This window comes from Sorangium sp. So ce296 (assembly GCF_051529605.1).
In the GTDB taxonomy this organism is placed as follows: Bacteria; Myxococcota_A; Polyangia; order Polyangiales; family Polyangiaceae; genus Sorangium; species Sorangium cellulosum_D.
In genome coordinates, this window is sequence record NZ_CP150325.1 from 876732 (window position 1) to 897623 (window position 20892).

Genomic DNA, 20892 nt, shown 5'->3' on the forward strand with positions numbered 1-20892 from the left:
CGCCCCCGCGGCGGCTCGCCCGGCTGCGCGTGGACATCTCCGGCCCGCCACGCGACACTGTCGCACATGGGCGTGGCGGCATCGCGACGGAAGCTCTCGCCGGAGGAGTACCTCGAGCTCGAGCGCGCATCGGAGGTGAGGCACGAGTACGCCGCCGGCGAGATCTTCGCGATGTCCGGCGGCACCTTCGAGCACAGCGCCGTCGCCGCGAACATCGGCCGGCTGCTCGGCAACGCGCTGGGCGAGGGCGGGTGCATCGCGCTGAGCTCCGACATGCGCATCAAGATCCCCTCCGCGGACCGCTACGTCTACCCGGACGGCTCCGTCGTCTGCGGCCGCCCCGAGTTCGAGGACGAGCGGCGCGACACGCTCCTGAATCCGGTCCTCGTGGTCGAGGTGCTCTCCGATTCGAGCGAGGCGTACGACCGCGGCGACAAGTTCGCGCATTACCAGACCGTGGCGTCGATCCGGGAGGTCGTCCTGGCGTCGCAGAAGGCGCCGCGCATCGAGGTCTTCGCGCGCCAGGCCGACGGGAGCTGGGTGCTTCGGGTCTATGGCCCCGGCGATCGCGCTGCGCTCTCGTCGGTGGGGTGCGACATCGGGGTGGACGACGCGTACCGGGGCGTGTTCGAGGCCGCCGGCGTGGCCCGCTGAGGCGGCCCCGCGCTCGACGGGGCTCGCGAGCGCGCGCCGGTCCCAGCGCGCCTGCGCTGGTGGTAGAACGACCCGGTGACATCGGATCGTTCAGGCCGTCATTCACCGGCCGGGGCGGCGCCCGCGGGCGATCGCCCCGCGGCCGGGGACCCGCGCTCTCCTGCGGCGCGGGAGCTCGTGGTCTTCGCCGGCGACGCCGTCGTGGTCCACCCGCTGCCGCCGGGCGGCTCGGTCTCGATCGGCCGCTCCTCCGAGAACGGCATCTGCATCAACCACGCGTCCGTCTCGCGCCGGCACGCCGTCCTGCACCTCGATCCCCCGCTCCGGATCGAGGATCTCGGCGGCACCAACCCGATCTCCGTGCGCGCCGCGCGCGCCGACCAGGCGCGCCTGCCCATCGAGACAGGGAAGACGGAGGACATGCGGCAGGTCTCCGGGCAGACCATCGAGATCGCGCCGGGCGACTGCATCACCCTGGGCTCCGCCCTGATCGTCGTCCGCCTGGCCGAGGCGGCCGTGAGCGCGCCTCCGGCCGGCCCTGGCCGCCCCGCCGCGCCGCCGGACGGCGGCGACCTCGTCCTCCGGGACCCGGCGATGCGCGCGCTCTACGAGCAGGCTTCCCTCGCCGCCCCGGGCCTCATCAGCGTCCTTTTGCTGGGCGAGACCGGCACCGGCAAGGAGGTGCTGGCCCGGGCCATCCACCGCCGCTCTTCGCCTGCCCGCGCGCGGGGGCCCTTCCTCGGGCTCAACTGCGCGGCCCTGTCGGAGACGCTGCTGGAGAGCGAGCTCTTCGGGCACGAGAAGGGCGCCTTCACCGGGGCGCTGCAGGCGAAGCCTGGGCTGTTCGAGGCCGCCGACGGGGGCACGGTGTTCCTCGACGAGGTGGGCGAGCTGCCCAAGGCCACGCAGGTCAAGCTGCTGCGCGTGCTCGAGGAGCGCCAGGTGCTCCGCGTCGGCGGCCGGGCCCCGCGCAGCATCGGCCCGAGGCGCGTCAGCCCACCTCACCGCTCCTCCCCTCACCCATCTCACCGGGTCTCCCAAGCGCTGCCGCGCCGCGCAGCGCGACCGTTGCCGGTCGAGCCCACTTTTCGGGTAGTCTGCGTGGTTGATCATGCCGCAGCACGAGCTGTCCGACATCCCGACCGCGCCCGGCGCCCCACCGGTCCTCGGCGCATCGACGGCCCCCCACGCGCCCCCCGCCCCCGGCGCGGCCGCCGTCGCCGCCCTCGTCCCAGGGCACGTCATCGCCGGTCGGTTCGAGCTCCGCGCCCAGCTCGGCGCGGGCGGCATGGGCGCCGTGTGGCGCGCCCTGGACCGCGCGGTGGACGAGGAGGTCGCCGTCAAGGTCCTCCTCGCCGGCGCGTCGTGCGAGCCGGTCGTGGTGGAGCGCTTCCGCCGTGAGCTGAAGCTGGCGCGGAAGATCTCCCACCCCAACGTCTGCCGCGTCTTCGATCTGGGCGAGGCCGACGGGCTGCGCTTTTTGACGATGGAGCTCGTCGAGGGCAAGACGCTGCGGGCCGTCCTCCTGGAGCGCGCCCTGGAGCCGAGGCGGGCGCTCTCGCTCCTCCAGCAGGTGGCGAGCGGGCTCGCCGCGGTGCACGACCAGGGGATCATCCACCGCGATCTCAAGCCCGAGAACGTGCTGGTGCGGCGCGACGGGCAGGCGCTCGTCGCGGACTTCGGCCTCGCGCGGGGCGCGCTCGCCCAGGCGTCCACCGACGGCATCGTCGGCACGCTCGCATACATGTCTCCCGAGCAGCTGCGCGGCGATCCGCTCGGCCCGGCCAGCGACATCTTCTCGCTCGGCATCCTCGGCTTCGAGCTGCTCACCGGCCGCTCCCCCTTCGGCAGCGGCGCCCCCGCCACGGTCTTGAGCGCCATCCTGCGCGACGCGCCGCAGCGCCTCGAGGGGCTGGCGCTGCCGGCCAGCGCCGTCCGCGCGCTCGACGCACTGCTCGCGCGCGCCATGGCCAGGCGCCCCGAAGAGCGCTTCCCGACCGCCGGCAGCTTCGCGGCCGCGCTCGCGGCGGTGATCGCCGATATGGACGCGGAGCCCCGCCTGGCCGCGGTGGGCGAGCCCCTGGACGCGGCGGGCACGACCCTGCCGCTCGGCCGCGAGGCCCCGCTGGCCGGCGCGACGAGCACGACGCTCCCGGGCGATCGGGCGGCGCTGTCGATCACGCTGGACTCCACGACCGTGGGCGTGCGGCCGTCGGTGCCGGCGGCGGACGCGGCTTCCGCGGGCGGCCGTGCGTCGCCCAGGCCCCGCTGGCGGCGGGTCGGTGCGGCCGTCACCGCGGCGTCGGCGATCGGGCTCGCCGCCGTGGCCTTTCGCGCCGGCGCGGGCGGGCAGGCCGCCTCGCTCCGGGTCGCCCCGCCCGAGGAGCAGGCGCAGGGCGCGCGCTCGGCCCCTCCCGAGGACACATGTTCAAATCCGGCCACCACCCGCGGCACCCGCGGCACCCCTGCGCGCGCCGCGCGGGGCGAGCATCGGCGTCGGGCCGCATGGCGCCCTCCGCGGCGTGATCGGCCGGAGCTCCTCCAGGCAATGCGGTGAGATCCGGCCACCCGGCCGCCCGCTGCCGAGGAGCGCTGTACCCGCGGTATCTACCGCTTCCCGTCGGCCTGCGCGGCGGTGCCGTAGACGACGCCAAGCCGCGGCGCCTCGCCGCGCGCGCCGCCGTGGAGCGACATCGAGACGTACCGCCCGCCCGGCCAGCTCCACGCCACTCTCCTGCGCGAAAGCGCGAAGAGCACGGCGGCGCACGAACCGAGCCAATACCCTCGTTCCATCGATCCCTCCTTGCGGCTCGCGCGCATCAATCGCACCTGTAATGCTGGGCCGTGCTCGGATCGCCGCAGAGGCTCTGCTTCAAGCTCTCACAGCTCTGGGACTCGATGGAGCTCGACATCATGTCGCAGGCGTCGTCCGTATACGTCTCCTGAAGCGCCTCCGCGCAAGCGTCGATCTCGGCGTCCCCCGAGGGACCTCCCAGACCGCAGCTCTGGGTCCTGCCGACGAACGTCTCGCAGACGTCGGCGCAGGGGGAGCTGCACCCCGCGCCGAGCGCGAGCGCCGCCGCCAGGGAGATCACGCCGAGAATGCTCTTGATGATCATCGATGATACCCTCGCCTTTCCACGCACACCGCGTTCGGAGCCGACAATTTCGCGCTCGCGCGAGCGCCGGAGACCCACCACGGTCGGGCCTCGCGCGGCGTTCATCTCGCGTCGTTCCTCTCGCGCCGGCTACCCGAGCACCGCGCGTGCCAGGCGGACGGCGTCACGCGGCGACGGCGGAGCGCGCGGGAAATGGGGCTCCCGGCAGGGCAGCGCTGAGCGGTTGGATCGATCCGATCGATCGAACGATCCAATGCGGGAGCCCGCGTGGGACCCACCGCGGGCGATCGCCGCCGGGAACGCGGCCGTGGCCGGAGCGCCTGCCGCCTAGTTCTTGTCCGATCCGAGCTCGTTCGCGGTTGGTACCCACCCCGTCCGTGGTGCTCTCACCTGCGCGCACGCGGGCCACGACAACGAACCCATGATTCCATTCCTGAGCTCGGTGCGATACCTGCTGTGCTCCCGACGGTTGCACGCGACACTCGACGAGACGAGCTTGGTCAGAACCGACCACAGCTCGCTGAGTGCATGCACGCTCACCACACCGTCGAGCGTCCCTTCGGACACTGCGCTCAGCCACACCATGGCGCGCGCATGATCCCGGTGCGAGGCGACCAGGGCCGCGGCGAGCACCGACGTGTCAAAAGCGACCTTCACCGGAGCCCTTTACGATCGCGTCGATGCGTTCGTCGCGTTCCGAGCGATGATCGGGGATGTCCTCGGCCGCGATCTCGCCGTTGAAGACGAGAAACCCGTGCAGCCGCACGAACCGCGGATCCAATCCTGCCTCGCCCGCTCCCGAGTCGCGCCCTTCGGCGATGCTCGGATCCGGCTCGGCGCAGAGCCGCTCGCGAAGCAGCCTCGAGGCTTCTTTCTCCGGGGTCGTGCCAAGCCGTTTCGCGCGGAGCTCGAGCTTCTCCACGATTTCCGGCTCCAGGTTGTCCAGAACGAGCTGCGCCATCCGTCCTCCGGCGTTCGACGTCACAGTGTACCGGATGTCGTCGCTGACGCGACCTGGATCGTCCCCTGACGATCCAGGTCGCCCTCACCCGAACGCGCAGGGCTCAAGCGCGCTCCCGGCCGAGGTCGACCGCGGAGGCGGCGAGAGCGGCGCGGCGCCCGGAGGCCCCGCGCCGCCCTCTGCCGCGCGTCAGCCGGTCACGAGCCGCTCACAGGCTCATGCACAGCGTGAGCTGGTTCGCGCTCTCGATCAGCACGTCGGTGCAGCCGGCGCCCCCCAGCATGGGGCCCGTCGAGAACGGGCCTGGCATGTTGCAAGCATCCCAATCCATGCCCCAGTCCTGGAGCTCGGTCGATTGCTCGCTGTGCGCGATGCAGCAGTTGCCCGACGGCTGGGTCTTGTACGTCTTGCCCGCGAACCGGTTCGCGATGCTGTTCAGCACACTCTGCGGAGCCAGCGTGTAGCCGGCCTGGCACGCGGCGCCCGAGCCATCCAGGTAATAGCAGCGCCCATCGAACTCGACCTCGGTCGCCGAGTCGCACAGGCCGCTGTCGCAGGGCGCGCACGGGCCGCCGCAGTCGACGCCCGCCTCGCCCTGGTTCTGGATGCCGTCGTCGCACGTGGGGGCGGAGCCGCCCTCGCCCGCGCACACGACCGAGATCGTCTGGCTCGGCGGGAAGCAGGAGTCGCTGTTCACCCCACCCCAGGCCTCCATGCCGATGCACGGCCGCGCGACGTACGTGCTGCTGCAGCTGCACTCGAAGCCGTCCGCCGTGAGCTCGACCACCCCCCAGGGGCCGCAGCCGATCCCGACGGTCCAGGTCCGGCCGTCGCACTCGATCGGCCCGGTGGGCGTCCCGTCGTGGAGCGCCTGGCAGAGCGTGTTCGCCGCCGCGCCCGTGCAGGTCACCCCGTCGGGATCCAGGCTGCCGCGGAGCGTGACGGACGAGTACGAGCCCGTGAGCGACGCGCGGAACGCGTCCCAGGCGCCGCACTGCTCGACCGGCGCCTCGCCCTGGGTGAACTGCTGCGAGAACTCGACCGTGGTGCCACCGCAGGGCGCGCACGGGCCGCCGCAGTCGACGCCCGTCTCGCCCTGGTTCTGGAGGCCGTCATCGCACGTGGGGACAGGACCGCCCTCGCCCCCGCACACGACCGAGATCGTCTGGCTCGACGCCCAGCAGGTGCTGCCGGCCACGCCGCCCCAGTTCTCGTTGCCGATGCACGGCCGCGCGATGTACCCGTCGCTGCACGCGCACGTATCGCCGTTCGCGGAGATCTCGACCACGCCGGGCGGACCGCAGTCCGTGCCGACGGCCCAGCTCCGGCCGTCGCAGTCGATCGGCCCGGTGGGCGTCCCGCTGTGGAGCGCCTGGCAGAGCGTGTTCGCCGCCGCGCCCGTGCAGGTCACGCCGTCGGGGTCCTGGCTGCCGCGGATCGTCACGAACGAGTACGAGCCCGTGAGCGACGCGCGGAACGCGTCCCAGGCGCCGCACTGCTCGACGGACGTCGAGCCCTGCGTGAACTGCTCCGAGAACTCGACCGTGGCGCCGCCGCAGGGCGCGCACGGGCCGCCGCAGTCGACGCCCGTCTCGCCCTGGTTCTGGAGGCCGTCATCGCACGTGGGCGCGGGGCCGCCCTCGCCCTCGCACACGACCGAGATCGTCTGGCTCGGCGGGAGGCAGGAGTCGCTGCCCACGCCGCCCCAGTTCTCGTTGCCGATGCACGGCCGCGCGACGTACCTGCTGTCGCAGTTGCACTCCGCGCCGTCCGCGGTGAGCTCGACCACCCCGTCGGGGCCGCAGTTGGTCCCGACGGTCCAGATCCGGCCGCCGCACTCGACCGGTCCGGTGGGCGTCCCGCTGTGGAGCGCCTGGCAGATCGTGTTCGCCGCCGCGCCCGTGCAGGTCACGCCGTCGGGGTCCAGGCTGCCGCGGAGCGTGACGGCCGCGTACGTGCCCGTGAGCGACGCGCGGAACGCGTCCCAGGCGCCGCACTGGTGGGTCGGCGGCTCGCCTTGCCTGAAGTCCTCCGAGAACTCGACCGCGGCGCCGCCGCAGGGCGCGCAGGGGCCGCCGCAGTCGACGCCGGTCTCACCCTGGTTCTGGATGCCGTCGCTGCACGTCTCGGAGCCGCCCGGGTAATCGAACTCGAGGGCCAGGCCGTTCGTGAGCGCCGGGCTCTGGCACGAGTACACGAGGCTGCTCGTATCGCCCGAGATCCCGGACGTCGCGCTCGCGCCGTGATCGACGGAGGCGTTGTTGACCGCGGTGTTCGCGTAACAGAAGCGGATGTCGTTCGAGCCCTCGAACAGCACCGCGCGGATGTCCAGCCGGTCGCCGCCCTCGATGTGCGGAGTCTGCCACTGCACGACGAACCGGCGCGACGGGGCCGTGCCCAGCGTCTCGTACCAGACGAAGCCGACCGGCGGGTAGAGGTCGTCCCAGAACGGCGCGATGGTCTGCGGCTCGAGGGTACAGCTGTTGCTGTAAGACGTCGTGCCCGGGAAGCCGAGCTTGCCGTTCGACACGATGCTCACGGTCGACTGCGGGGTCCCGTAGTAATTGAACTCGAAGGGGAGCGCGACGCTGCTGAGGCAGTCGTCCTCGTTGCAGGCGAGGTTTCCGGTGAACGAGATGTCATCGCACGACGGGACCTCCTCGACGCGCGAGCAGCCGACGTATCCGAACGCATCGGAGCCGAAGACCTGGCAGTCCGTCGAGCCGCAGTCCGAGGCCGAGACGTGGATGGGGAAGGTCAGCGAGGCGCTGCCGCCCAGGGCGTCCGTGGCCCTCACCCGCACGGTGACGTCGCCGGGGCCGTCCGGAGAGAAGGTCGCGGTGTTGCCGTCGCCGGTGATCGAGCCGGCGCCGGCGGCCAGCTCCCACGTGTACGAGACCGCGTCGCCGTCGGGATCCTCCGCGACCGCGGTGATCGTGGCCGTCTCGCACTGGGTGATGAACTTGCTCGGCGCGACGTCGATGTCCTGGAACGCCGGCGGATCGTTGAGCGCGACGACCGGGTCGAGCCCGCCGTTGCTCGCCCCGAGGCACTGGGAGACGAGGAAGAGCTCGGTCGTCGCCTCGGAGATGACGGTCGCGATCCCCTCGGCGGGCCCGCACTCCACCGACGGTCCGGCGTCGCCCATCGGGGTCGCGCAGACGCGGTAGTCGCCGGGCGGCACCACGAACAGGCCGTCGGCGCCGGCGTGGGTCCCCGAGCCCGGGGGGAGCGCGCCGCCGGGGAGCGCTTCCTCTTCGAGGGGGCTCGTGGTCTCGGCGATGGCCGAATCGCTGCACGAGCTGCTCGCGCTCACGACCTTGTAGTGGACGGCGGTGACGTCGTGTCGCGCGCCGCCGACGGTGAGCGCCGCCTGGATGGATCCGCTCTCGGCCGATTCTCTCGCTGTGGAACCCCCCTTGTCCGCGTCGCACGCGGAAGCTCCTAATGCCAGCGCAATGACCATCGATCCGCACGCGCCTGCGCGTGCATCAAACCGCTGTGCCATGGCTTCTCCTTGTCCAAGGATGATCGACTTAAGACGAGCGCCGCAGTCCCGCGGGGCTGCGGGCGGCTCGAGGCGGCTTCGTCGTTGCCGGGACGCCCGGCGCAGCTGCAAGCACCGTATGTGCCATGAAACCTTCTGGGAAGGTCCGGCCTGGTGCGCGGGTTGGGGGCGGGTTGGGGGAAGAGGGCGCGCGTTCTTGCGTCAGGGTTTTGCCGGATCCCGCAAAACGCTGCGCGGGGGGGCGGCGTGGGGGATGGCGCGGCGCTGGGCCGACGCCGGAGTTGATCCATGGGCGGGGTCGTGCGGTGCGCGCGCGCCGCGGGGCGCGGAGGATGACGCTCTCACCGGAATGGCCACGGTTCGCCGGCGCGCCGCGACGCGATGCGGTCGTCGCCGGGGGCGCGCCGCCTCGGGGCGGCGACGGCCTCGTCGGCGTCGGTGGTCGCGACCCGGATGCCCACGTCGTCGCTGCTGCCGCAGGCTGCGCCCACCGCCCGGTCAAGAGCTCACGAGCGCCTGCCTCCCGGGCGCCCACCGGACTGCATACTCGGGGAGCACGAAGTCGGTCGCCGCGTCCTTCACCAGGCGCTCGAAGAACCCGACCAACCGCGGCCCCGTGAGCACGCCATAGAGGGTGTTGCGGAGCCACAGGCCGGCGCCGGTCCGCGGGGCGAAGAACGAGCCGGCGCGCCGCGCTCCGGTCTGGCATCCCGTCGCGTAGGGGCGGAGCATCGATTCGTATCGCGCGAAGGCGGCGCCGGGATCGCCGGCGCGGGCGAGCTCGCCCGCGAGGACGTACGCGCCGACGATGGCGAGCGAGGTCCCCTGTCCGCCGAGGGTGCCGCCGTAGGCCGCGTCGCCGAGCAGCGCGACTCGCCCTCTGGAATAGCTCTCCACATGGACGGTGGCGATCCCGTCGACGTAGAGATCGGGCGCGCGGTCGAGCGCGTCGAGGACGCGAGGCACCACCCAGGACATGCCGGCAAAGGTCTGACGGAGCGACCGCTTCAGCTCGCCGCCGTCGCGGCGCTCGGCGCGCGTCAGCGGCCCACCCGCGTGGATGAGGAGCGCGCGCGCCCCCTCCGGCGATGTCGGAAATACGCCGACCGCGCGCCCGGGGACGCTGAGGATCTGCGCCTCGCGCGCCCCATCGAGGACGTTCGGCAGCGCGAACGTCGCAATCCGATAGCCGTGATGGCGGAGGAAGCGCGACTCGTCGCCGAAGACGAGCGCGCGGACGTTCGAGTGGAGGCCGTCGGCGCCGATCACGAGATCGAACGTCGCCGGCGCGCCCCGCTCGAACTCCACCGCGACCGCGTCGCCGCGCGCCTCGATACCGGTGATCTGATCCCCGAAGCGGTAGTCGACCGCCTGCCGCGTGCGCTCGTAAAGGATGCGCACGAGATCGCCGCGCAGGATCTCGACGTCGCCCGACGCCATCACCGCCGGCAGGGTCACGCGCGGCCGCGCGGCGGGATCGAGGAGGACGATCGCGCTCGCTCGGGTGCGGTGGGCGTGGATCGGCGCCCAGAGGTCGAGCCGCTCGAGGACGGCGCGGTGGACCGGGCCGCGAAAGTCGACCGCCTGCCCACCTTCGCGGAGGGCGGGCGCGCGCTCGACGACGGTGACCGCGAAGCCGAAGCGGTCGAGGCAGAGCGCGAGGGCGGGGCCGGCGATCCCTGCGCCGGAGATGAGGACATGGGGTCTGTTCATCGTGGTTCCTCCAGGACGCGTACGCTGTACCAGAATGTCCGTACACTGTGCGCATCGCCCTCGACTCCGCCACTCCCATGTGCGGCTCACGCGTCGATTTGCCGGAAATGTACTAGATCAGCGCTCGACACGCAGCTCGCTCGCGCGCAGAAGCTCATGCGTCTTCGGTCCATCTGTACTAGAACAGGCGCTCCATGGAACGAACAGGCGCCGAACCTCCGTACCGCCGCATCGCCGCCGAGCTCCGGCGTCGGATCGAATCCGGGGAGCTCCGCCCGGGCGATCGGGTGCCGTCGACCCGCGAGCTCGCGCGGGCGCACCGCGTCGCGACCGCGACCGCGGCCCACGCGCTCAAGGAGCTCGCCGACGCCGGCCTCGTCCGCGGCGTCGCGCGCGTCGGCACCGTCGTCGCGCACGTCCGCCAGCGGGCCCCGCGCGAGCACGAGCTGACGCGCGCGCGCATCGTCGAGGCCGCGATCGCGATCGCCGACGCCGAGGGGTTCGGCGCGCTGTCGCTCCGCGGGGTCGCGGCGAAGCTCGGCGCGCCGGTGATGTCGCTCTACCGCCACGTCGCCAGCAAGGAGGAGCTCGTCTCGCTCATGACCGACGCCGCGTTCGGCGAGGCGGCGCTGCCGGCGACGGTGCCGCTCGGCTGGCGGGCCCAGCTCGAGGCCTCGGCGCGCGTCCAGTGGGCCGCCTTCCGCCGGCACCCCTGGCTCGCGCGCGTCATCAACATGACCCGGCCCGAGCCGCTCCCGAACGCCATCGCGCACGCGGAGTGGATCCTCCGGGCGCTCGACGGCCACGGCCTCGACGCCGCGGAGCGGATGAAGCTCCACATCATCCTCTACGGTTTTCTCCAGGGGATCGCGACCAACCTGGAGGCCGAGGTCGACGCGACGAGCGCGACGGGGATGACGGACGACGAGTGGATGGCGGGGCGGGTCGCGCAGTTTCATGCCCTCGCGGCGTCGGGGCGCTACCCCGCGTTCGCGCGCGTCCTCGACGCGTTCGCCGGGACCGGGGGCTTCAGCCTGGACTTCGATGAGCTGTTCACCCTCGGCTTGCGCGCCCTGCTCGACGGGTTCGCCCGCGTGATCGAGCGCGCGCCTAAGGGAGCCCGCGCTCGCTGACGCAGGCGGAGCGCGCCGCCCCCCGTCGCCCCGGGGCCCTCAGGCCCTCACCCGCCCGCCGCGTCCACCATCGCCCGCAGGAGCGGCGGCATCCTCCGCGCGTCGCACGGCGCCTTCACGGCCCTTCCCGCCACGACCGCGCTCATCTGGCACATCCCCTGTCGCGGCAGGTGATCCATCCAGTACAGGTCGAACCTGTCCTCGTGCAGCACCCGCCGCACCATCGGCTCGAGCGGCAACATCAGCCCTTCCCGGAAGCGCGCCAGATACACCACGTTCGACAGCCGCACCGGCGAGTTCAGCCCGATGCGCCGCCGCGTCCCCGACGCGAACGGCCCGGTGTGATCGATGAACTCCACCGTCTGGAGATCGCCATAGAGATCCGGCTCGGTCTTCTCGACCGTCACCAGGGTCCACGCGCAGAGCGGCCGCTGCGCCCGCAGGAGCGCGCGGGTCATCTGCTCGAAATCGGGCAAATCCGCGGCCGCGCGCGCCTCGGTGTAGTGGCCGTGCGCGAACTGGTTGCGCTCGGCCTGCATCAGGTTCGAGAGCGTCTCGAACGTCTGGTTGTGCGACAGCTTGACGTCGAGCACCTCCCTCGCCATCGAGCCGATCGGATCGTCGCGATCCCCGAACGCCCGCGCGGCCGTGCGCGCGAGCTCGCGCCACGCGCCGAGCGCGAGGCCGTCGCGCGTGCGCGTGCGGCCGTAGAAGTCGAGCACCGCGCCCCACCCGGGCGGCGGCCCGCCCGCGCCGGCACCCCCGCCCGCGCCGCCGCCGCGCCCCGACCCGGGCGGCGCGCTGCCGCCGCTGAAGAAGGCCGACACGAGCACCGTCGCGATGAAGCGCCACGTGCCCTCGAGCACGTCGAACAGCATCTTCACCCGCTCGATCGCGCTTGACGCCCCGATCGCCGCCCGCACCCTCCCCGCGATCGGGTACGGCAGCCCGCCGCTCAGCGCCGAGAGCACCCCGTGCGGATCGCCGCACTCGCGCGCGATCTCCGCCGCCCGCGCGCCCGCGTCGGCGCCGTGCAGGAGCTCCCACGACAGCGTCCGCGCGTGCTCGACCCGGCCGTCCAGGATCGGCGGCCGAGCGTGCCAGTCGCACTGCACCGCGCTCGCCATCGCCGCCGGATCCGCCTTCCGGGGCACGCACGCGGCGACCACGCCGGGCGCGAGCGGCGCGATGAGCGCGCCGGCACCCGCGTGGCTCGCGACGACCGCCGCGAGCTCCTGCGCGAGCGCGCCGATGACGTGCGGGCCGACGCCGGACAGCGCGCTCTGCTCCTCGATGCCGAACAGGACCGTCGCCCGGCGCCCGCTCCGCGACGCCTCGAGCACCTCGACCGGCGCGGCGAACCGCGCGCTCGCCGCGCCGTCGCGGAGCTCCGTCACGGGGGTGGACGCCCCGGGGCCGCTCCGCTCGCGCTCGGCCGCGAGCGAGGCGATGGCGTGGAGGCCGAGCTCGACCTCGCGGCCGGCGACGTCCGCCTCCCCGGCGATCGCGAAGGTGCCGCACGCGAACGGCCCGAGCCCGGAGGCCTCCACGGCCTCCAGCGCGCGCCGGGCCGACGCCGCCGCCTCCGCGGCGCCGCCGCGCACGAGCGCCACCGCGGTGCCGTCCGCGTCGCCGACCGGCAGGTCCGGCCAGAGCCGGTGCACCGCGACGAGCGCGGCCGCGGCGCGCGGCGGCGCGCCCGCCCCGATCGGCCGGAGCAGGACGAGCGCGCCCTGGCCTTTGCGCGCGAGCAGCGACGCGCACTCCTGCTCCAGGCCGGCGCGCGCGAGCAGGCCCGTCGCCGGATCGACCGCGCCGGCGGGGACCGACAGCGCGGCGTAGCGGCGGTCGAAGAGCGTCGCGCGCATGCCGCCGACGCAGACGAAGGTGCCGTGCACGAGCGGCGACTCCTCCCCGCGCGCGAGGTGCCGCGCGCCGACCTGCACGGGCACGCTGCACTCCTCGCGGCGGCGCAGCCACCAGCGCACGCCGTCGTGGCGCAGCGTGGCCGCGAGCCGCGACGCGACGTCGGGGTAGACGAGCTCGTTGCGCTCGTCGCCGACGCGCTCCGCGCGGCCGAGCCGCAGCACGCCGACCGGCTCGAGCCGGAGCTCGTGGAGATAGCCGTCGTGCCCCTCGATCCGCAGCCGATCCGGCGCGGCCACCTCGCCGCGCCACAGCGAGAACCCGGGCGACTGCGTGAGCCAGAGCGTGGCGCCGCCCGCGGCGACCGAGCGCAGCTCGGCCCCGGGCGCGCCGTCGGGGGCGCTCGCCGCGGGGGGCGAGGCGCTCTCGGCAGGCGGGAGGCTGTCGGCGGGCGGGAGGCTGTCGGCGGGCGGGAGGCTGTCGGCGGGCGGGTTGGTCGCGCCCGCCGGGAGACCCCGGCCGCTGTCTCGTGCGCCCGTCACGCGTGCCTGTCCATGAGGATGCCCAGGGGCCGCGCCGTCCGAGCGCCCGGCGGGCCCTTCGAGCGATTACCGCACCGCGCCACGGCAAATTCAACGCAAATGTGCCGCGGCACATTCCGCGAGCGCTGCCCGCCCCCTGCCCGCTCGCCCGCATCGTCCACGGCGGCCGGCTGCCTCGACTGCGATTGACGCGCTGGAGGTGCGTCGACCGCGATTTGCGCCGACGCTCGCGGCGCGGAGCCTCAATCCCGGTCCGGCGCTCCCAGGGGGAAGAGCGGCCGGAACTGCCGCGCCTCCTCCACCGCGCGGGCGAAGGACGGGCGCGCGAGCAACCGCGCGCGGTAGGCGCGCAGCACGGGAAACGCCTCGGAGATCCGATGCGTCCAGTCCGCGTAGAACAGCGAGGGCGCGGCCGCGCAGTCCGCCATCGTGAAGTCGGCGCCAGCGGCCCAGGTCCTGCCGGCGAGCTGCCCTTCGAGCCAGCCGTAGGCGAGCTCCAGCTTCGTCGCGGCATGGGCCAGTCCTTCCTGGCGCTTCACCGGATCACCCGTCAACGCGCCGTCGACCGCGCGCTGCATCGGCGTCATGACGTGCAGGTCGAAGAAGCGGTCGAGAAAGCGCACGTCCAGCGCGGCCATCGGGTCCGCGGGCAGCAGGCGCGCTGGCCCGGGATGCGCGAGCTGCAGGTACTCGATGATGATGCTGGTCTCGACGACGTTGCGCTCGTCGTCCACAAGCAGCGGGAACTTGCGCAGCGGCCAGCGCTGCAGCCACTCGGCCGCGTGCTGCGGCGTATCCGGCCCGAGGCAGCGGAACTCGAAGGGTGTGCCGTTCTCGTACAGCGCAATGAGCACCTTCTGCGTGTACGAGGAGAAGGGGTGACCGTACAGCGCGAGCGACATCGTGGGACTCCTGGTTCAGGCCACTTGCAATTTGCAACTGGTCCGCACCCTACGCCTACCGCTTGCGGTTTGCAAGTACTAGTCTCAGGAGCATGGCCGTGCCGCAGACAGGACGATCCGGCTGCCCGATCAACCTGACGCTCGAACAGCTCGGCGACCGCTGGAGCCTGATCGTCATCCGCGACGTCATGTTCGGGAACAGGCGCAGCTACGGCGAGCTGCTCGCGCAGAGCGAGGAAGGCATCGCCTCGAACATCCTCGCAGACCGGCTGAAGCGCCTGACCGCGTCCGGCCTGCTGACGCGACGCTCCGATCCGAAGCACCGGCAGAAGGGGATCTACAGCCTCACGGAAGCGGCCATCCAGCTCGTGCCGCTGCTCGCGCACATGGGCGCCTGGGGCCGCCGCCACACGCGCCCGAGCAAGGAGCTGTCCGTGCGCGCGGAGCTGCTGGAAAAGGGCGGCGCGCCGCTCTGGGACGCCTTCATGGACGAGCTGCGCCACCTGCATCTCGGCGCGCCGCGTCCGGCGCGCTCGGTGTTCGGCGAGCTGCAGGCCGCCTACGAGAAGGCGCTGGCGCGCCGCGCCCGCTGAGGGACGTCGAGGGGGGGCCGCCCGCCGGCTGGCAGACCCCGAGCTTCGGCAGGCGCGTCGCCTCGGCCGCCGAGATCTTCGCGGGCCCTTCGAGCTTTTGCGCGTCGGAGATGAGCGCTCGGTTCTGATCGAACAACGTCTGGCAAGCGCGCCGGTGCGACACGACGGAGCCGGACCATTCCAGCTTCGCGTTCGTCCCGTCGATCTGGAGCTCGTAGCGCGTATCGGTCGAGCGCAGCGAACTGCCGTCGCGGGCTCGAGGAGCGGCCGCGGCGTGTGTCGGGGCGGCCACGGCGGCGTGTTCCGAGCGCGCCGGACGAACCGCGCTCGACTCCGGTCGACGCATCACGGCTTCGACGAGCTCGCGCTGCGGGTGCGCTACGACCGCGCTGCGGAGCACTTCGATACGCGGATCCAGGTGGCCCAGTACAACGCGAAGGTGGTGATGACGAGCCGCTCTCAGCACTTCCTGTCGGACCGGCAGGTCCCGATGGCGCTGGCCCAGCGGGCAGCGCTCATCCAGGGCCACCGCCTGACGAAGCTCTTGCCGTTCACGAAAGAGCAGATTCACCGTTAGATTGGGATCGCGCACGGGCCAGAAAGCCGTGCATGAAAGTTCGAGGGTGCTCGGCTCCTGGATTCAGGCCCTGCCTGAGCGCATCGAGTAAGCAGGGAACCTCGACCACGGAGACACCTGAACCCGTCGAGGTCGCTGGTGGCGCGGTCAGGAGCCAACGCCGCAGGTGTGGGCGGAACGCTGTTGCGTCCGGGCGCCCGCATCCTTTACGCTATCCATGTCTTGATCGGCCAGCTCCACGACGGGAAGTACCGGATTATCCGCTTGCTCGGGCAAGGCGGGATGGGCGCGGTCTACGAGGCCGAGCACGCAGAGACCGGTGAGCACGTCGCGCTCAAGTGCATGGATGGATCCCTCCTGGTCCCGGGCAAGAGCAGCGTGGAACGCTTCCACCGCGAGGCGAAAGCCATGGGCGCCATGGACACCGAGCACATAGTCCGGGTGCTCGATTCAGGCACGGATCCGGAGACCAAAGCGCCTTATCTGGTGATGGATCTCCTGGAAGGGGAGGACCTCCAGCAGCTGCTCGATAGGGTCGGGTGCCTCGAGCCCGACACCGCCCTCCGTATCGCGGCGCAGGTCTGCCTCGGCCTCCAGAAGGCTCACGAAGCGGGCGTCGTGCACCGGGATATCAAGCCTGCCAACCTCTTCCTCGCCCGGCACCGTGAGGGCGAGATCATCGTCAGGATCCTCGACTTCGGGATCGCCAAGATCAAGCGTGAGCCCCATCAGGTCGGCCCGACCACGGGCCTCACCCGCACCGGAGGGATCCTCGGCTCGCCGCTCTACATGTCGCCCGAGCAGGCCCGGGGGCTCAGCGACATCGACTACCGCACGGACATCTGGTCGCTCGGGATGGTGCTCTACCGTGCCCTCGCGGGGAAGCTCCCATACGAGCATATCGGCGGCTTCGGCGACCTGATCATCGCGATCTGCTCGCAGCCGCCGCCCTCGATCCAGGCGCTCGCGCCCTGGGTCCGAACGGAGGCGGCGTCCGTGGTGCACGGCGCGCTCCGGCTCGACACGGGCGAGCGATTCCCCACCGCGGCGGCGATGCTCGACGCACTACGATCGCTGCTGCCCGGCGGCTTCGATCTGCGGGACGAGCTCCTGGTCCCCGTCAGCGTGGCGACGCGCGCAGCGGTGACGGCCCCGCTTTCGACGGTGCGCACCGCGGACGACGCGGACCGGCCGCTCGTGAGCCCCGTCGTGCGCGGGGAGCTCGGCGACGACGACACGACCATCGTCGCGGAGTCTCCCAGCCTCGGCTCCAGCACGACGGTGCACGTCGAGCCCTGGCGCCTGGTCGCCCAACACACGGACTACATCCTGGCGAGCTGGCGCCAGATCTTCTGCGTCATCTGGCGCCAGGAGACGACCGAAGAAGGCGTTCGCCGCTTCTCCGACGCGTGTAAGAAGTTCTCAAAGCAACATCCGCGCGGCATAGGGCTGCTCACCGTCATCGAGCGCGGGGCGTCGTTCCCTCCGGCGCGTGTGCGCGAGGCGATTTCGGCGTTCCTCGCGGAGGCGAGCGCGTTCGTCAGATGCTCGGCAGTCGTCGTCGAAGGAGCAGGCTTCCAGGGGGCAGCGATGCGCAGCATCGTAACAGGACTCACTCTCGTAGCCCGCCAGCGATACCCGCACAGGGTGTGCGATCTGAGGAAAGCCGCGCTGATGTTCGCCGAGAGCTTGCCCGCGGCGACGGGCGTCGGCGTGAGCGACGACGCTTTCAGAGCGTCGCTCGACAGGCTGCGCGAGACCGTCGGCCGCCGGTGAGCCGTCGATGCTGGATCGACTGCTGAAGAGTGACGTGCCGGCAGTCGAGATCGTTGCGCTCGTCGACGAGCTCTATGCGTCGCTGCGGTGCCATGTAACGGCGTGCCCCCCCACACGGCTCCGGGCGGTGGGCTCCGCATCGGCCTGCTGGGCCGCGTCGGACGGGCTCCCCGCAGGCCGTGCGCCGGCGGCGGCTCCCTTGATACGGGCAAGGTTCGATACAGCGTCACTTTTCCAGCGTGGAGGGGTCAAATCGCGGTACGAACGCGCTGTCCACCCGGCGCCGCTCGCCCAGCTCGGGCTTGACGCCCCCGAGGCGTTTGCCTCTCCTGCTTCCCGCGCCGGCATCCTGCCCGCCGGGCGCGCCCATGGCGACAGCTCCGACCCAGCGTGTGCAGATCCGGGCCAATGAACCTGCATCCCCCAGAACCAGGGGGAGTTTCCCGCGTTCCACGCGAACCACCGAGAGAGAACCGATGGCAGATCGACAGACACCCCACGGAGTCACCCCAGAGCGCCGCAACACCGCGCGCACCTCGCTCAAGCTGCCGGGGCCGAAGCTCGGCCGCCCGCCGCGCGCTTCCTTCCTCGCCGCGGTGGTCGCGCTGATCGCCGGCGCATGGGGCCGCCCCGCCCTGGCCGCAGACCCGGCGGCCGACGGGCGGTGGGTCTCCTCATGGCACGCCAGCGCGACGCCCGGCGGCACGTTCAACTCGCAGGATTGCCCCTCGGACGTCGGCCTCTCCGGCCAGACGGTCCGGAACATCGTCCGCCTGAGCGCCGGCGGGAGCTCGGTGCGCGTGCGGATCTCCAACGCCGGCGGCAGCGAGCCGCTCCGGGTGGGCGCGGCGTCGATCGCCGCCTCCGCGGGCGGCGCTGCCACCGTCGCCGGGTCGTCGAAGCCGCTGCGCTTCGCGGGCCAGGCCTCGATCGTCATCGCCGCCGGCGGCGAGGCGGTGAGCGACCCCGTGGCCATGAACGTGCAGGCCCTCCAGACGCTGGCGGTGAACATCCACCTGCCGGCCAATACCGGGCCGGCCACCCAACACTACTTCGCGGCGCAGGACAGCTTCCTCGCCGCGGGCAATCAGACGGGCGCCGGCGCCGACAAGCAGTTCACGCGGAAGATCTCGTGCTGGATGTTCCTGTCGGGCGTCGACGTCAAGGCCGCACCGAACGTCGTCGGCACCCTGATCGCGCTCGGGGACTCGATCACCGACGGATACCTCTCGACCAAGAACACCAACCAGCGCTACCCCGACTTCCTCGCGCAGCGCCTGGCCAGCCGGAAGGGGCAGACCCTCTCCGTGGTCAACGCCGGGATCATCGGGAACGAGCTGCTCACCGTCCGCCCCCAGCTCCAGTTCGGCTACCCCGTCCCGGCCCGCCTCGCGCGCGACGTGCTGACCCAGCCGGGCGCGCGCGCCGTCATCCTGCTGGCGGGCATCAACGACATCGGCGACCGCTCCGCAAAGGCCGCGGATCTGATCCCGGTCTACCAGCAGATCATCCAGGCGGCCCGCGCCGCCGGGCTGAAGATCTACGGCGGCACCCTGGTGCCGTTCGCCGGCTCGACCGGGACCTACAAGGGCGATTATGGAACCGCCAAGGGCGAGCAGGAGCGGCAGAAGCTGAACACCTGGATCCGCACGAGCGGCGCCTTCGACGGCGTGATCGACTTCGACAAGGCGGTGCGCGACCCGGCCGACCCGAGCCGCCTGCTCCCGGCCTACGACGCGGACAAGCTGCATCCGAACGACGCCGGGTACCAGGCGATGGCGAACGCGGTGAACCTCGACGCGATCATCGGCGACGTCCTCAAGGGGACCTCGCCGTAACGTCACCCTTCCCGGCGCCGCGGGCGCCGCAGCTCCGAAGGCCGGCGAGCCGCCTCATCTGCGGGATGGGGCTCGCCGGCCCCCGACTCAGGCCCTCTTCGCGGCCGTGACCGGATCCACGTACAGCGCGATGGCGAGCTGCTCCCAGGTGTCGTGCAGCCCGTCGAGATACATCACCGGCACCCCGGTGAGGTCCGCGCCGTCGAGGCAGTTCAGGTTGACCGAGCAGTACTCTCCGCCGAGCTCCGGCAGGTTTCCGTGCCCGAAGACGCGGACACCGCAGGTCTTGCAGAACCGGGCGTGACCGGCCTCGGACCGCGAGCAGTCGCCGAGGACCTCCTCGCCGGCGACGAGGCGGAAGGCGCTCGGCTTCATGATGACGCCCCACCACCGCGTCTTCGTGCAGATGGTGCAATTGCACTGCGTCGTCCCGGCGCTCGGGTCGAAGTCGGCCTCGAAGCGAACGGCGCGGCAGGCGCAGCTCCCCCGGTAGGTGCCCATGCCGGGGGTCGTCGTGGTGTGCGCGGAAGCGGCGTTGCTCATGGCGATAGCTCCAGGGGGTTTGGGGGGCGGGACGCCTCCGAGCGCCTCGCCCGCGGGATGAGAGGAAGCTACACTCAATTGCGGACAGATTCGGTCCGCGATGTCGCGCGATGTCGCGCGACGTCGCGCGACGTCGAACGACGAGGTGCGGCGCATGATCCAGACCTCCGCGCGGCTGCTGAAGCTGCTGTCGCTCCTGCAGTCCCGGCGCTTCTGGACGGGCGGGGAGCTCGCCGGCGCGCTCGAGATCACCGAGCGCAGCCTCCGGCGCGACGTGGACCGGCTCCGGAGCCTCGGGTACCCGGTGCACGCGGCCCCGGGCGTCGGCGGCGGCTACCAGCTCGGCGCCGGCAAGGAGCTGCCGCCGCTGCCGCTCGAGGACGACGAGGCCGTCGCCGTGGCCGTGGGGCTGCGCGCGGCGGCGACCGGCCCCGCGCGGGGGCTGGAGGAGGCGGCGGTCCGCGCGCTCGCGAAGCTCGAGCAGGTGCTCCCGAAGCGGCTCCGGCGCAAGGTGAGCGCGCTCTCGGCCGTGAGCGTGCGGCTCGGCGACGGTGGGCCCACGTTCGACGCGGACGCGCTCGCCGCGCTCGCGAACGCGTGCCGCGACGCCGAGGTCCTGCGCTTCGACTACACGAGCTACGGCGGCGCGGCGAGCGCGCGCGCCGTCGAGCCCTACCGGCTCGTGCACACGAGCCACCGCTGGTACCTCCTCGCGTACGACCTCGATCGCGCGGAGTGGCGGACGTTCCGCGTCGATCGCATCGAGGGCAGGCCGAGGCCCGGGGGGCGGTTCAAGCCGCGCCCGCTGCCCGCCGAGGACGTGGCCGCCTACGTGTCGCAGTCGGTCTCGGTCGACGCGTACCGCTTCCGCGCGCGCGCGACGGTGCACGCCCCCGCGGACGTGGCCTCGGCGCAGCTCTCCGGCACGGCGTGGCGCGTCGAGCCGCTCGGGCCGGACCGCTGCGTGGTCCACACCGGCGGCGCGACCCTCGACGCGCTCGCGTTCCACTTCGCGTTCCTGGGGTTCGAGTTCGAGGTGCACGAGCCGGAGGAGCTCATCGACCTCCTCCGCCGCCTCTCCGAGCGCCTCGGCCGGGCCGCGGCGCGGGCCGGAGCGGCGACAGAGGGCGGATGCGCTCGGTGAGGCGGCGCGCTGGGCCCCACGCA

Annotated in this window: 18 protein-coding genes; 9 read left to right on the forward strand and 9 right to left on the reverse strand. The window is 72.6% G+C overall.

All coding sequences use genetic code 11. From position 1 onward, the window contains the following. Positions 1 to 66: 66 nt before the first annotated feature. The 3 genes from WME98_RS03320 (at position 67) to WME98_RS03330 (ending at position 3211) form a co-directional block, all read left to right on the forward strand. On the forward strand, positions 67 to 654 hold the full coding sequence (locus tag WME98_RS03320) for a Uma2 family endonuclease (protein ID WP_437949923.1): 588 nt from the start codon (positions 67 to 69) through the stop codon (positions 652 to 654). A 177-nt stretch (positions 655 to 831) separates the two neighbouring features. Beyond that, a complete protein-coding gene (locus WME98_RS03325) occupies positions 832 to 2055 on the forward strand; it encodes a sigma 54-interacting transcriptional regulator (protein WP_437949924.1) in 1224 nt (407 codons plus the stop codon). Beyond that, on the forward strand, positions 1943 to 3211 hold the full coding sequence (locus WME98_RS03330) for a protein kinase domain-containing protein (protein ID WP_437949925.1): 1269 nt from the start codon (positions 1943 to 1945) through the stop codon (positions 3209 to 3211). Before WME98_RS03325 ends, WME98_RS03330 begins: the two co-directional genes overlap by 113 nt. Positions 3212 to 3261: 50 nt before the next feature. On the opposite strand, the gene WME98_RS03335 is transcribed toward WME98_RS03330, so the two are convergent. The 6 genes from WME98_RS03335 to WME98_RS03360 all read right to left on the reverse strand — a co-directional run bounded on the left by WME98_RS03335 (position 3262) and on the right by WME98_RS03360 (position 9955). After that, complete coding sequence (locus WME98_RS03335; RefSeq protein WP_437949926.1) at positions 3262 to 3447, reverse strand: hypothetical protein; 186 nt, start codon at positions 3445 to 3447, stop codon at positions 3262 to 3264. Between the two features lie 26 nt (positions 3448 to 3473). Further along, positions 3474 to 3773, reverse strand: coding sequence for a hypothetical protein (locus WME98_RS03340; protein ID WP_437949927.1), 300 nt, complete (start codon positions 3771 to 3773; stop codon positions 3474 to 3476). Positions 3774 to 4100: 327 nt separating this feature from the next. Then, complete coding sequence (locus WME98_RS03345; protein WP_437953954.1) at positions 4101 to 4358, reverse strand: hypothetical protein; 258 nt, start codon at positions 4356 to 4358, stop codon at positions 4101 to 4103. 55 nt (positions 4359 to 4413) lie between these two features. Further along, complete coding sequence (locus tag WME98_RS03350; protein WP_437949928.1) at positions 4414 to 4734, reverse strand: hypothetical protein; 321 nt, start codon at positions 4732 to 4734, stop codon at positions 4414 to 4416. A gap of 208 nt (positions 4735 to 4942) precedes the next feature. Next, positions 4943 to 8050 (reverse strand): PKD domain-containing protein, encoded by a 3108-nt coding sequence (locus WME98_RS03355; protein WP_437949929.1) that lies wholly within the window; start codon positions 8048 to 8050, stop codon positions 4943 to 4945. Positions 8051 to 8740: 690 nt separating this feature from the next. After that, positions 8741 to 9955 (reverse strand): FAD-dependent monooxygenase, encoded by a 1215-nt coding sequence (locus tag WME98_RS03360; protein ID WP_437949930.1) that lies wholly within the window; start codon positions 9953 to 9955, stop codon positions 8741 to 8743. Positions 9956 to 10149: 194 nt separating this feature from the next. Here WME98_RS03360 and WME98_RS03365 point away from each other — a divergent pair, with 194 nt between their 5' ends. Next, entirely contained in the window at positions 10150 to 11088 is a 939-nt protein-coding gene (locus tag WME98_RS03365) for a TetR/AcrR family transcriptional regulator C-terminal domain-containing protein (RefSeq protein WP_437949931.1), read from the forward strand. 47 nt (positions 11089 to 11135) lie between these two features. On the opposite strand, the gene WME98_RS03370 is transcribed toward WME98_RS03365, so the two are convergent. Both WME98_RS03370 and WME98_RS03375 read right to left on the reverse strand, forming a co-directional pair. Then, positions 11136 to 13496 carry a hypothetical protein gene (locus WME98_RS03370; RefSeq protein ID WP_437949932.1) on the reverse strand — a complete coding sequence of 787 codons (2361 nt, stop codon included), beginning with the start codon at positions 13494 to 13496 and terminating at the stop codon, positions 11136 to 11138. Between the two features lie 242 nt (positions 13497 to 13738). Further along, the gene (locus WME98_RS03375; RefSeq protein WP_437949933.1) at positions 13739 to 14398 is read right to left on the reverse strand and encodes a glutathione S-transferase family protein; all 660 of its coding nucleotides are present in this window, start codon (positions 14396 to 14398) and stop codon (positions 13739 to 13741) included. A gap of 92 nt (positions 14399 to 14490) precedes the next feature. Between WME98_RS03375 and WME98_RS03380 the strand changes: the two genes are divergently transcribed. The 4 genes from WME98_RS03380 (at position 14491) to WME98_RS03395 (ending at position 19182) form a co-directional block, all read left to right on the forward strand. After that, positions 14491 to 14991: a winged helix-turn-helix transcriptional regulator gene (locus tag WME98_RS03380; RefSeq protein ID WP_437949934.1), complete on the forward strand. Its 501-nt coding sequence runs from the start codon at positions 14491 to 14493 to the stop codon at positions 14989 to 14991. A 274-nt stretch (positions 14992 to 15265) separates the two neighbouring features. Next, complete coding sequence (locus tag WME98_RS03385; protein WP_437949935.1) at positions 15266 to 15568, forward strand: hypothetical protein; 303 nt, start codon at positions 15266 to 15268, stop codon at positions 15566 to 15568. 168 nt (positions 15569 to 15736) lie between these two features. After that, positions 15737 to 17344, forward strand: coding sequence for a serine/threonine protein kinase (locus tag WME98_RS03390; protein ID WP_437949936.1), 1608 nt, complete (start codon positions 15737 to 15739; stop codon positions 17342 to 17344). Between the two features lie 476 nt (positions 17345 to 17820). Beyond that, the gene (locus WME98_RS03395; protein ID WP_437949937.1) at positions 17821 to 19182 is read left to right on the forward strand and encodes an SGNH/GDSL hydrolase family protein; all 1362 of its coding nucleotides are present in this window, start codon (positions 17821 to 17823) and stop codon (positions 19180 to 19182) included. 87 nt (positions 19183 to 19269) lie between these two features. Here the strand turns inward: WME98_RS03395 and WME98_RS03400 are convergent, their stop codons facing one another. Continuing rightward, positions 19270 to 19725, reverse strand: a complete 456-nt coding sequence (locus tag WME98_RS03400) for a GFA family protein (protein WP_437949938.1) — start codon at positions 19723 to 19725, stop codon at positions 19270 to 19272. A gap of 154 nt (positions 19726 to 19879) precedes the next feature. Here WME98_RS03400 and WME98_RS03405 point away from each other — a divergent pair, with 154 nt between their 5' ends. After that, entirely contained in the window at positions 19880 to 20869 is a 990-nt protein-coding gene (locus WME98_RS03405) for a helix-turn-helix transcriptional regulator (protein WP_437949939.1), read from the forward strand. Positions 20870 to 20892 lie beyond the last annotated feature (23 nt).